This window comes from Melioribacter sulfuriphilus (genome assembly GCF_051488685.1).
Taxonomy (GTDB): domain Bacteria; phylum Bacteroidota; class Ignavibacteria; order Ignavibacteriales; family Melioribacteraceae; genus Melioribacter.
The window spans coordinates 73,331-85,000 of the sequence record NZ_JBPSEH010000004.1; the positions used below are offsets into that span (position 1 = coordinate 73,331).

At 37.0% G+C, this 11,670-nt stretch carries 12 protein-coding genes (1 of these 12 running past the window's edge); 9 read left to right on the plus strand and 3 right to left on the minus strand.

Going from position 1 to position 11,670, the window contains the following annotated elements; all coding sequences use genetic code 11:
* The first annotated feature begins 19 nt into the window (after positions 1-19).
* Genes ACSSV9_RS06785 through ACSSV9_RS06795 form a run of 3 tightly spaced genes read left to right on the plus strand, consistent with a single transcriptional unit; the run spans position 20 to position 1,853 of the window.
* Entirely contained in the window at positions 20-592 is a 573-nt protein-coding gene (locus tag ACSSV9_RS06785; protein WP_437346493.1) for a YeeE/YedE thiosulfate transporter family protein, read from the plus strand.
* A complete protein-coding gene (locus tag ACSSV9_RS06790) occupies positions 589-1,191 on the plus strand; it encodes a YeeE/YedE thiosulfate transporter family protein (RefSeq protein ID WP_437346494.1) in 603 nt (200 codons plus the stop codon). The genes ACSSV9_RS06785 and ACSSV9_RS06790 overlap by 4 nt, the downstream gene beginning before the upstream one ends.
* Positions 1,188-1,853, plus strand: a complete 666-nt coding sequence (locus ACSSV9_RS06795; RefSeq protein WP_437346495.1) for a rhodanese-like domain-containing protein — start codon at positions 1,188-1,190, stop codon at positions 1,851-1,853. The genes ACSSV9_RS06790 and ACSSV9_RS06795 overlap by 4 nt, the downstream gene beginning before the upstream one ends.
* A gap of 48 nt (positions 1,854-1,901) precedes the next feature.
* On the opposite strand, the gene ACSSV9_RS06800 is transcribed toward ACSSV9_RS06795, so the two are convergent.
* Positions 1,902-3,179, minus strand: coding sequence for a DNA recombination protein RmuC (locus ACSSV9_RS06800; protein ID WP_437346496.1), 1,278 nt, complete (start codon positions 3,177-3,179; stop codon positions 1,902-1,904).
* Positions 3,180-3,291: 112 nt separating this feature from the next.
* On the opposite strand from ACSSV9_RS06800, the gene ACSSV9_RS06805 reads away from it, so the two are divergent.
* The 6 genes from ACSSV9_RS06805 (at position 3,292) to ACSSV9_RS06830 (ending at position 10,458) form a co-directional block, all read left to right on the plus strand.
* The gene (locus tag ACSSV9_RS06805; RefSeq protein WP_437346497.1) at positions 3,292-5,760 is read left to right on the plus strand and encodes a penicillin acylase family protein; all 2,469 of its coding nucleotides are present in this window, start codon (positions 3,292-3,294) and stop codon (positions 5,758-5,760) included.
* Positions 5,761-5,817: 57 nt separating this feature from the next.
* Complete coding sequence (locus ACSSV9_RS06810; protein WP_437346498.1) at positions 5,818-6,771, plus strand: methylenetetrahydrofolate reductase; 954 nt, start codon at positions 5,818-5,820, stop codon at positions 6,769-6,771.
* A gap of 1 nt (position 6,772) precedes the next feature.
* Positions 6,773-7,777 carry a Gfo/Idh/MocA family protein gene (locus ACSSV9_RS06815; RefSeq protein ID WP_437346499.1) on the plus strand — a complete coding sequence of 335 codons (1,005 nt, stop codon included), beginning with the start codon at positions 6,773-6,775 and terminating at the stop codon, positions 7,775-7,777.
* Between the two features lie 101 nt (positions 7,778-7,878).
* On the plus strand, positions 7,879-8,883 hold the full coding sequence (locus tag ACSSV9_RS06820; protein WP_437346500.1) for a D-alanine--D-alanine ligase family protein: 1,005 nt from the start codon (positions 7,879-7,881) through the stop codon (positions 8,881-8,883).
* The gene (locus ACSSV9_RS06825) at positions 8,880-9,173 is read left to right on the plus strand and encodes an FtsB family cell division protein (RefSeq protein ID WP_437346501.1); all 294 of its coding nucleotides are present in this window, start codon (positions 8,880-8,882) and stop codon (positions 9,171-9,173) included. The genes ACSSV9_RS06820 and ACSSV9_RS06825 overlap by 4 nt, the downstream gene beginning before the upstream one ends.
* Entirely contained in the window at positions 9,163-10,458 is a 1,296-nt protein-coding gene (locus ACSSV9_RS06830; protein WP_437346502.1) for a replication-associated recombination protein A, read from the plus strand. The genes ACSSV9_RS06825 and ACSSV9_RS06830 overlap by 11 nt, the downstream gene beginning before the upstream one ends.
* Here ACSSV9_RS06830 and dprA read toward each other — a convergent pair.
* Both dprA and ACSSV9_RS06840 read right to left on the minus strand, forming a co-directional pair.
* A complete protein-coding gene (gene dprA / locus ACSSV9_RS06835; RefSeq protein WP_437346503.1) occupies positions 10,455-11,576 on the minus strand; it encodes a DNA-processing protein DprA in 1,122 nt (373 codons plus the stop codon). The genes ACSSV9_RS06830 and dprA overlap by 4 nt on opposite strands.
* Before the next feature lie 20 nt (positions 11,577-11,596).
* Positions 11,597-11,670: the 3' end of a EutN/CcmL family microcompartment protein gene (locus ACSSV9_RS06840; RefSeq protein WP_437346504.1), read on the minus strand. The gene runs 202 nt beyond the window's last position; the window shows 74 of its 276 coding nt (coding positions 203-276); its start codon lies off the right edge, out of view; it ends in the stop codon at positions 11,597-11,599.

Consider the following 11,670-nt stretch of genomic DNA (forward strand, 5'->3'; position numbering starts at 1 on the left):
ATTGTAAAGGAGAAACTAAATGGAGACTGTAACAGGAATATCCCCAAAATTAAGTGAACAAACCGCCGAAAGAACCTTTAAATCAAAACCGTATTCGAATCCATATTTAGTAGGATTCGGATTGGGACTGGTGCTTCTATCAGCATTTGTAATAATGGGAAGAGGATTAGGAGCTTCAGGTGCAGCTTCAACTCTTGTTGCTGTTGGAGTTGCAAAAGTTGCCCCCGAACATGCATCCCAGAACGAATTCTATAAAAATTATCTGGGGGACAGCAATACAAATCCGCTCAAGGATTGGTTAGTCTTCGAAGTAATAGGTGTGGCTATTGGTGGATTTCTATCGGGTACTCTGGCACATCGTGTCAAAAAAACAATTGAAAAAGGTCCGAATGTAAGTAACAGGACACGATTGATATATGCTTTTGTTGGAGGTGCAATTATGGGTTTCGGAGCTAAACTGGCACGCGGATGCACCAGTGGTCAGGCGCTTACAGGTGGAGCTCTATTAAGTCTCGGAAGCTGGGTCTTTATGCTGGCAGTTTTTGCCGGTGGATATTTAACTGCATACTTTGTAAGGAGACAATGGTTATGATGCCCTTTTATAAATTCGATTATTTCGGATTCGATTTCAGCCTCGTTGTCGCTTTTGTAATCGGAATCGGCTTCGGATTTGCCCTCGAACGAGGCGGATTCGGAAATGCAAGAATTCTTGCCGCTCAATTTTACCTTTATAATATGCGTGTCCTCAAAGTTATGTTTACAGCCATTGTGACTGCTATGCTCGGATTATTTTATCTTGCATGGATCGGCTGGCTTGACCTTTCACTTGTCTATATTACCGATACTTATCTAATCCCTCAATTGGTAGGTGGTTTGCTGCTCGGTATCGGATTCGTTATTGGCGGCTATTGCCCCGGCACTTCGATTGTATCCTCGTCAACTGGTAGAATTGACGGGATGATTTATTTACTCGGAATGTTATTTGGCATTTTCATCTTCGGCGAAATTTATCCGTTTATAGCAGACTTTTATAATTCAACTGCGATGGGGAGTGTTACCCTCTTTGATTTTCTGGGACTTTCGCACGGAATGGTTGTCTTCTTGGTTGTTGTTATTGCAATTGCCGCTTTCCTTCTAGCAGAGTGGACCGAAAAAATAATGAAAACTAAATCCGGGAGAGAAATAGAATGAAATCTTGGTTGAATAAAATTTCGACTCCACAGAAACTTGCTTTTATAGCATTTATGCTAGGATTCTTTGCCATGATTATCGGTAATCCTTCGGATAACAGACACGTGAAAATAAATGCAAAGGAGCTTTCACTCGAACTGAGAAAAGAAAAAAATATTGTCAAACCAGTTGAACTTGCAGATTGGATTATTAAAGGAAAAGTCGATTTTACTCTTATTGATGTCAGAAACGAAGATAAATTTAATGAATACCATATTCCCGGTGCTATGAATGTTTCATCAGAATCGATACTGGAAGCCGGCTTAATGAAAAACGAAAAAATATTAATTTATGGCGATGATGATATCCTTACGGCAGAAACCTGGTTCTTACTTAAGAGCGCCGGTTATAGAAAAGTTTATATCTTGAAGGATGGAATGCGGGGCTGGCAAAATAATGTTCTTTATCCCACTTTAAGAGCCGACGCCTCCGATCAAGAGAAAAGTGAATTCGAGAAACTAAAACAGGTAAGTTTTTATTTCGGGGGCGAACCAAGAATTGCCTCAGGCGAAAATGGAACTGTGTCTGTCACCAGGCCAACAGAGCAGAAGTCGTTACCTAAGCTAACCCTGCCTGCGGCAAGTATGAATAAAGCTGGCGGAAAGAAAAGAGAGGGCTGCTAAAATTCTGAAAGAGTTAAAATTAGAATCCCACGCTACTGTGGGATTCTTTTATTCCAGTAGTTTAATTCCTTCCTCAGGCGGCAATTCTTGTACGTCCTTTAATTTGCGCTCGATTTTACGCGTCGAACGCGCAGCTTCTTCGATTTTATTGGAAGCTTCTTGTAGCTTTTTCTGAGTAGCTTCTAAAACTGTTCCGAATTTTCCAAATTCTGTTTTCACGGCTGCAAGAATTGACCAGACCTCGCTTGAACGTTTTTCAATTGCCAGCGTTCTAAAACCCATTTGCAAACTGTTCAACAATGCAGCAAGTGTAGTCGGTCCAGCTATGGTAACTCTGAATTCTCGCTGAAGACTTTCTGCAAGTCCTGGTCTTCTTAAAACTTCGGCATAAAGCCCTTCAATAGGTAAGAACATAATTGCAAAATCCGTTGTGTGAGGCGGGTCGAGATATTTGTCAGCTATCTTTTTTGCTTCATTCTTTATGGTATTTTCAATTCTCCTGGATGCGTCATTTATGCCTTCGATATCTGCCGATTCCTGAGCTTCGAGTAATCTTTGGTAATCTTCTATAGGAAATTTAGCGTCGATGGGAAGCCATACGATCTCATCTTTTATACTGTTTTTTCCAGGCAATTTTATGGCAAATTCGACTTTTTCGTTGCTCCCTTTTTTTGTCGAAACGTTTTTTTCATATTGTTCTCTGGTGAGTATCTGGTCGATTAAATTCTCGAGCTGAATTTCTCCCCACGTTCCTCTGGTTTTAATATTTGTGAGCACGTTCTTAAGATCGCCAACGCCTCGAGCTAATTCCTGCATATCTCCCAGACCTTTATAAACCTGCTCAAGTCGTTCGCTTACTAATTTAAAAGATTCGCTGAGCCTTTTTTCGAGTGTGCTTTGCAGCTTTTCATCTACGGTTAATCTCATCTCTTCGAGTTTTTTTTCATTGTTTTGAATTATCTCCTTCAACTTTTCGTCCACTCTGGATTGCAGTGTATCAAATTTTTGTTCGTTTGTCTGTGTTAACTGGTAAAGTTGTTTTGCAAAGAGATCGAGTTGATCTTTTTGCATCTTTGCGATCTCAAAAAATCTTTCGGATAAATCTCTGCTAAAACTTTTAATCGAAGAACTTATCTCCTCCCGTTGCATTTTAAGACTTTTTGAAACTTCGTCTCGGTTGCGAGCAATTTCGTCCCTGAACGATCGATCGATTCTGTCGAGCTCCTCCTTTATTGGTTCTTCTTTTGTTCCTGATAATTTTTTTAGTATCAATAAGAATAAAACTACAACTGCCAAACCAAATAGTATAAGTGTAATTTCGCCCATCTTTATTCCGCTGTTTTATATTATGCAACATAAAAAAAATGTCGTTAATATTAAATTTGACGATAACAGACTTGTTATTTTTTTATTTTTTGGATTGTTATTTTGAGGCGCAATGATGAAAAAATTGAAAAAACATTTAATTGGTTGGACAATTTTTTTGATCCTTACTCTCGTGGTAATTTCTCTTGTGTCATTTTTTATGATTAAGAGAACTCTGCCTCGATATGACGGAACTGTAGAAAATAATCGGATCGAATCAGACGTGATTGTATATACTGATTCGATGGCAGTGCCAATGATTATTGCCAGAAGTCAAGAGGATGCCGCTTATACACTTGGATATCTACATGCTCAAGAAAGATTATTCCAGATGGATATCGGACGCAGAGCAGGAGAAGGCAGACTTAGCGAAATATTCGGCGAAAAAACCGCAGCCTTTGACTTGATGTTTCGCACCGTCGGAATTGCCAGGAACGCATACGAATCTTATAAACGAATTGATCCGACTACGAAAAAAATATTGATTTCTTACTCAAACGGCGTCAATAAATATATCGAAGAATATAGAGGCAAATACCCGGTAGAATTTGGTTTACTCGGTTACGAACCGTATAGATGGAGACCTGAACATTGCTTGATAATGGCAAAGATGATGGCATGGGAATTAAATCTCAGCTGGTGGTCAGACGTGGCTTTTGCACACATAGTACAAAAATTAGGTAAAGAGAAGGCAACGGAGCTATTGCCTAACTACCCTGAAAATGCTCCTTTCATAATTGATGACCGACTTAATAGATACTCTGAAGTACCTCTTGCATTAATTAAAACCGATAGGGAATTTAGAAATTTTATTGGCTTTAACGGTACTCACATTGGCTCTAATAGCTGGGTAATTTCGGCAAAAAGGTCTGCAACGGGAAAACCAATTATTGCAAACGATCCACATCTGGCTTTTTCCGCTCCTGGTAAATGGTACTTTGCATTGATTAGATCGAATGAATGGAATGCCGAAGGATTTACCCTGCCGGGCTTGCCTTCTGTCGTTATCGGAAAAAATCGGAATATTGCATGGGCAATGACTAATGTAATGGCAGACGATTCCGATTTTTATATCGAACAAGTCGATACACTTAACAATCGTTATCTGGTCGACGGAAAGTGGCAGGAACTCGATACCCAAACGGATTCCATCTACATCAAAGATAAAGGCTTCTATAAATTCGTTATAAGAAGAACACATCGTGGACCGATTATTTCTGATATTCATCCATACCGTCTCATAAACAAAAAAAATACAAATCTCAAAATTAGTATGAGATGGACAGGTAACGATTTTACCAACGAAATGCTCTCTTCCATTTTAATTAACCGGGCAAAAAATCGAGAAGAGTTTGTCGCGGCTCTGAAATATTTTAATGTGCCAGGACAAAATTTTATTTATGCTGATAAAGACGGCAATATCGGTTACATCTGTGCAGTATTGTTACCGCTACGCAAGAATACAAGTCCGACATTGATATACGACGGAACAGTTGGAGACTCGGATTGGAGTGGTTTTGTTTCTTACGATTTTATGCCCCGACTTATTAATCCTGAAAATGGATTTATTGCATCGGCAAACAATAAAACAATTCGATCTTTCCCTTATCATATTTCGAATATCTGGGAACCATCGTCCCGTATTGAACGGATAACACAGCTGCTCGATTCCAAAAGATTGCATACTCCCGACGACTTCCGAAATTATCAAATGGATTTTGTTTCGCCCTATGCTAAGTTTGTTACAGAAAATTTATTGAAAGCCTTTCAAAAAGTAAAAGTAAAGGATGCTAATCTTATGCTTGCACTCGATCTATTGCAAAACTGGGATTATAATATGCATCCAGGCAGTCAAACTCCAGCAATTTATTCTACTTTTCTCTATTTTCTTATTAAGAATACTTTCGAAGACGAATTAGGAACAGAGCTGATTAAAGAATATGTTATGCTTGCAAATGTACCTTACAGAAAAATTTACGAATTACTTGAAAAGGGTGATAGTTTTTTATTCGACGACCTTAAAACTTCCCGCATCGAAAATAAAGACGATATATTACGAAAAAGTTTGGTCGATGCTCTAAGCTATCTTGAAACTAATTACGGAAAAAATCCTGTGAATTGGCAATGGGGAAAAATGCACACCGTTACGTTCAAGCATCTGTTCCATGGAGTTTCATCGTTAATAGACAAGTTAATTGACATAGGGCCATATTCAATAGGTGGTGATGGCACTACAGTTTTTAATACTGAATATTCTTTTGTAACATTGTTTGATAATGGACAAACAGAATTAATTAAGAAAGATAAGCCGTTCGAAAATATTTTAGGCCCATCGATGAGATATATCTACGATTTTGCAAATCCGGACTATATTAAATTTATAATGCCGACGGGTCAATCGGGAAATTTTATAAGTCCTCATTATAAAGATATGACTGAGAAGTGGTTAAAGGGAAAGTATCATATCGTTCCAATAAATGAAAAAGAATTTGAGATGAAATCAGTTCATAAGTTAATATTGAAAGCAGGTCAATCTGATTAGCGTATATAATTAATTCTAAAAATAGTAAATTTGTTAGAACAAATTAAGCAGGATAAGATGAAAGTAATAGAACATCTTGAAAAATCAAAAGACACATTGATTAGCTTTGAAATTATTCCTCCCAAAAGAGGAGGGGATATTAAAGAGTTATTAAATGTTCTGGATGATATAGTCAAATACAATCCCCCGTTTATAGACATCACAAGTCATCCGGCAGAAGTTATTTATGAAGAGACTCCGAGCGGCGAAATTAAAATGAAAGTAAAAAGGAAAAGACCTGGAACGCTTGGAATTTGTGCTCTAATCCAGAATAAGTACAACATCGACGCCGTGCCTCACGTGCTGTGTACCGGATTTACTAAAGAAGAAACTGAGGATTTTTTAATTGAGTTACATTATCTCCAGATTGATAATGTGCTCGCAATTCGAGGAGACGATAATGGTTTTAGAAAACCATTGAAGTTTGGTCGAAGTGTTAATGAATATGCGATCGATTTAATTAAACAGATAAACGATTTAAATAAAGGGAAATATCTCGAAGAAGGATTACTAAATGCCGAGCCGATGGATTTTTGCATTGGTACAAGCGGCTATCCCGAAAAACATTATGAGGCTCCAAATCTCATTTCAGATATTAAATATACAAAAGCCAAAATTGAAGCAGGCGCTTCGTATATTGTAACTCAAATGTTCTTTGATAATAAGTATTATTTCGACTATGTAAAACTTTGTAGACAGGAGGGTATCAACGTTCCGATTATCCCAGGATTGAAAATCATTACATCCAAAAAACACGCTTATTCTTTGCCAAAGAACTTTTTCATCGACATCCCCAAAGAATTGTCAGAGGAACTTGAAGCTGCCAAACCGGAACATGCACTTGAAATAGGTATTAATTGGGTATACAAACAAGTAGAAGAATTGCTTAATAATAATGTTCCGGCAATCCATTTCTATATAATGCAAAATTCAGAACCGATTAAATTATTAATGAAGAAATTAGGTTTCTGAAATGCCTACGCCAAGAAATATTAATCTAAAGGTACCTTTACCCCGTAAACTGAGATGGGGGGTAGCAGGGTGTGGTTCTTTTTTGGAAAATGTTTTTTTGCCTTCCCTTCAAATTGTAAAAAGAAGTCGATTAATCTCGGTTTACAGCCATAGTTTAGATAGAGCTCACGAAATCGCCTTGAAGTTCGGTGCTCCGAATTTTTTTGACGATTATCAAAAATTCTTAAATTCAAACATCGATGCTGTTTATATATCCAGTAGAAATAGCGACCATTATTATCAAGTGATCGAAGCTGCGAAAGCAGGCAAGCATGTATTCTGCGAAAGACCAATTGCTCTTAATTCTACTCAAGCTGAAGAAATGGTCAGGGTTTGTAAAGAAAATAATGTTCAGTTTGCTATAAATCATATTCATCGTTTTCATCCATTGATATTAAAAGTTAGAGAATTAATCGATAAAAATATTTTAGGTAAACTTGTCTCAATAAATGCTTCGTATCATATCGATATGCCACCGGCAGATAATTTCAGATTTAAAAAAGACCTGAGTGGAGGAGGAGTACTGAGGGATACTGGCGCGGTCGTTATCGATTTAATGCGTTATTTTGGTGGTGAAGTATCCGATATAAAAGGGATTATTGATAATGTTATATATAAAAGCGAAGTGGACGATTTTGCGGCAGCAATTTTTAGATTTGTAAACGGGGGATATGGAATTTTTAACGTGTCTTACGATACAAAAAAACCGTTTATTCGTCTCGATATTATTGGACTAAATGGTATAATAAATGTTGAAAGTAATATTGATAAACGAAATCTTGTTACTAAAATTACGATCGATCTGAAGGGACAGGCTAAAATGGTATTCAGAAAAAAATTCAATAAGATTGCTTTCGTCATCAGGTCGGTGCAAAAATCTTTCTTGAACAATAAAATTCCCTTAGTAAGCGGTGAAGACGGTATGAGTAATATTCGTATAATCGAAAAAATCGAAAGTCGACCTTAATGCGTAGTCACCTCTATGCTAAAATCAAAAAACGTTCAGTTAAAATTAATAAGTATGCATAGAAACTCCATAGAATTAATGATATAAAATGGTATACACTTATGCAAAATTCCGAAATTAAAATTGTACTACTTGTCGGTGGTGTATCGACTGAAAGAAAAGTTTCAAAGGCAAGCGGTAAATCAATTTATTCTGCTCTTAAGAATCTCAATTATAATGTAAGTCTAATTGATCCCGCTTACGGTTTGACTCAGCCAGCAGAGGAAGAATTATTTTTCGCAGATGAAGACGTGGCTCCTTTATCCGTCCAAAATTACATTGACATTGTTAATTCTGAAGCATTTGATAATATCGATGTAGCTTTCCTTGCATTGCACGGCAAATGGGGAGAAGACGGTCGTATACAATCTTTGCTTGAAATGAGAAATATTAAGTATACCGGCTCGGGAGTGCTGTCCAGCTCGCTTGCTATGAATAAGTACATGGCAAAAATTATGTTTCAACATTACGACGTAAAAACTCCACGATGGTTTATAGTATCACGAAAAGACAACAACGTAGAATTAATTAAGAAGAAAATTGAAAAATTTTTCGGTCTGCCATGCGTAGTAAAACCTAACGACGAGGGATCTACTGTAGGAATTTCAATCTGTCGTGAATACGTTTCGCTGGAAGGCGCAATTAATAGGGCTTTCGAATATTCCGACAACGTTTTAATAGAAGAGTTTATTCCGGGTAGAGAACTTACAGTAGGAATTTTTGAAAACAGGGCATTGCCTGTACTCGAAATAATTCCACGCTCAGGATTTTATGATTATGAATCAAAATATACATCAGGCAAAAGCGACTATATAGTGCCGGCCAATATTCCTGAAAATGTTGCACGACATATTCAATCTCAAGCTTTGCTTGCTTATAATTCTGTCGGATGTAGACAATACGCCAGAGTCGATTTCAGAATGACTGAAGATTTCAAAGCCTACTGCCTTGAAATCAATACACTTCCCGGAATGACTTCGACAAGTTTATTCCCTAAGATGGCAAATGCAATTGGTATATCGTTCGAAGAGTTGATCGATAGAATTGTTAAATCTGCGCTGACATGAATAAATATAAAAGTAAGCTGATAAATTTTCTCGTCCTTTTGCTTTTTGTGCTGTTGCTTCTTTATTTATTGTTAAATGAAAATGGTATCATTAAGTATCTTAAACTGAGAGGTGAGATAACTGAGCTGGACAATAAAATTTACCAAGCAGAAAAAACCTTATATGATTTACAGAAAGAAATTGATTCACTGAAGTATAGCCTCCGAACTATTGAAAAAGTCGCTCGCGAAAAATACCATATGCACAAACCATACGAACAGGAAATATTAATCGAAGAAGATGAAAAATAAAACAGAGATACCAAGAATTCCGTTAGCTGAAAGGATGCGCCCACATAGTTTGGATGAGTTTATTGGACAAGAACATCTAGTTGGAAAAGATAAGCCGATAAGAGTAATGATCGAGAACAAAATTCCTGCTTCGTTAATTTTGTGGGGGCCTCCAGGATCAGGTAAAACGACGCTTGCGATAATTCTTGCCGAAACTACAAATTCCGATTTTTTCCAGCTCAATGCAATATCTTCGGGAGTTAAGGATTTACGTCAGGTAATTGAAAAGGCAAAAGATAATTTTCTCTATAACAAAAACACCTTGTTGTTTATTGATGAAATTCACAGATACAACAAATCACAACAGGATGCATTACTTTCATCCGTTGAAAAAGGCGAGATAGTCCTGATAGGTGCAACTACTGAAAATCCTTCGTTCGAAATCATACCGCCTTTAAGATCACGCTTGAGAATTTTCGTATTGAATGAATTGAGCAAAGACGATCTAATTAAAATTCTAAACAGGGCGCTGGAAAAAGATGAATTTTTGTCGTCACTGAGAATCAAGATAGAAAATCCCGACTATTTAATTATCGCATCAGGTGGCGACGCCAGGATGATGCTTAATATTTTGGAGGCAGCAGTACTGCACGAAATAGACAAGGAAGAAATATTAATTACCAGAAAAGTTGTTGAAAACGTTTTACAGAAGAAAAATATTTTATACGATAAATCGGGCGAGGAGCATTACAATCTAATATCGGCTTTTATAAAAAGTATACGTGGCTCCGACCCGGACGCAGCAGTTTATTGGCTTGCTCGTATGCTCGAGGGCGGAGAAGATCCAATGTTTATTGCCAGAAGAATGGTTATTCTGGCGGCTGAAGATATAGGCAACGCAATGCCAAATGCCCTTATATTAGCAGAAGCTGCATTTGAAGCTTGCCATAAAATTGGAATGCCAGAAGCCAGAATTATTCTTTCCCAGTGTGCTACTTATTTGGCTTCGGCTCCTAAGAGTAATGCAGCTTATTTAGCTATTCAGGAAGCACAAAATGACGTTAGAAATCTACCTCTTTATCCTGTCCCTTTTCATCTTAGAAATGCCCCAACAAAATTAATGAAAAATCTCGGTTACGGAAAAGAATATAAGTATCCGCACGATTTCCCCGCTCATTTTTTAGAAGAAAATTATCTACCTGAAGAATTGAAGGGCAAACAATATTATCATCCTACTGAAAACGGTCTGGAAAAAAACATTAAAGAAAGACTAAGTTTGATCTGGAAAAAACTGAAAAAATACTAAACACTCATAAATATTTTGCCGGGTAATTGCTTAACCAATCCTTTGAATTCCAGCGACAAGAGATGAATTAGGCATTCAGAAGTATTCATTGAAGCCCTGTTTGCTATTATATCGATTTGAAGAGCCTCGTTGCCGAGTGCCTCAAGTATTTTTTGTTCAAACAGGGATAATGAAATATGCGAAGTTTTTTCACTTGTCTTTTTTTGTAAACCAAGCTTATTGCTTAATTCTTCAATTATGTCTTCTCCAGATAAAACTAATTTTGCTTCACCTTTTTGAATTAATAAGTTAGGTCCTTCGGATTGAGGAGAATTGACGTTCCCAGGCAGAGCGAAAATTTCTCTGTTTTGGTCGAGTGCATATGCAGCGGTTTGCATTGCTCCTCCATTTGTCCTTGTCTCAATTACCAGGACTCCCAAACTTAATCCGGATATAATTCTGTTGCGCCTAGGAAAATTTTGTGCATCTGGTTTGGTTCCAGGTTCAAATTCAGTTATAATTAAACCATTTTCAGAAATCGACCTGAATAAACGTGCGTTTTCAGGTGGATAAATAACATCAATACCGCTACCAATGACGGCAATTGTTTTGCCTTTGTTGTTAATTGCAGAACGATGTGCATATGAATCGATTCCGCGTGCAAGTCCGCTTATTATGGTTAATCCTTTTTTGACCAATTCTGCAGCAAATTTTTCTGCCTGCTGAATACCGTAGTGAGTTGGCTTGCGTGTTCCAACTATTGCTATTCCATTTTGATTTATATTTTCGAGATTACCGACTATGTATAAAATTAAAGGTGGATAGTAGATATTTCTTAATAATTCGGGGTACTCTTCATCCCAATAAGTAATTATTTTGCCATTTATTTTTTCTAACAAATTTAGCTCTCTGTTAACTCTGGATTCGATTGAGTCGATATTCATTGAAGATTTTACTATTCTTTCGGCTAATTTTTTATTTACACCTTCGGTACGTGTGAGATCTGATAAATCAGCCGAAAAAATATCTCGAAAAGTTTTGAATCGATTAAGTAGCGAAAAAACCTTGTAAGGACCTATACCTTCTATTGAAAGGAGGGTTTTTAAGAAGACTAAGTTATTATATTTTTCGTCTTGCAAACTAGTGTTTATAAAAATTCTTATTCTGCTATATCGATATTATCAACCACTGCAATAATCATAGTATTTACAGGAGCATTCTTATGTCCTAATA

What these genes read in the sequence shown, in the direction of transcription:
- ACSSV9_RS06810 (WP_437346498.1), top strand. Translation starts at nt 5,818, where the DNA reads ATGAAAGTAATAGAACATCTTGAAAAATCAAAAGACACATTGATTAGC.
- ACSSV9_RS06795 (WP_437346495.1), top strand. Translation starts at nt 1,188, where the DNA reads ATGAAATCTTGGTTGAATAAAATTTCGACTCCACAGAAACTTGCTTTT.
- ACSSV9_RS06825 (WP_437346501.1), top strand. Translation starts at nt 8,880, where the DNA reads ATGAATAAATATAAAAGTAAGCTGATAAATTTTCTCGTCCTTTTGCTT.
- ACSSV9_RS06790 (WP_437346494.1), top strand. Translation starts at nt 589, where the DNA reads ATGATGCCCTTTTATAAATTCGATTATTTCGGATTCGATTTCAGCCTC.
- ACSSV9_RS06820 (WP_437346500.1), top strand. Translation starts at nt 7,879, where the DNA reads ATGCAAAATTCCGAAATTAAAATTGTACTACTTGTCGGTGGTGTATCG.
- ACSSV9_RS06785 (WP_437346493.1), top strand. Translation starts at nt 20, where the DNA reads ATGGAGACTGTAACAGGAATATCCCCAAAATTAAGTGAACAAACCGCC.
- ACSSV9_RS06815 (WP_437346499.1), top strand. Translation starts at nt 6,773, where the DNA reads ATGCCTACGCCAAGAAATATTAATCTAAAGGTACCTTTACCCCGTAAA.
- ACSSV9_RS06800 (WP_437346496.1), bottom strand. Translation starts at nt 3,179, where the DNA reads ATGGGCGAAATTACACTTATACTATTTGGTTTGGCAGTTGTAGTTTTA.
- ACSSV9_RS06805 (WP_437346497.1), top strand. Translation starts at nt 3,292, where the DNA reads ATGATGAAAAAATTGAAAAAACATTTAATTGGTTGGACAATTTTTTTG.
- ACSSV9_RS06830 (WP_437346502.1), top strand. Translation starts at nt 9,163, where the DNA reads ATGAAAAATAAAACAGAGATACCAAGAATTCCGTTAGCTGAAAGGATG.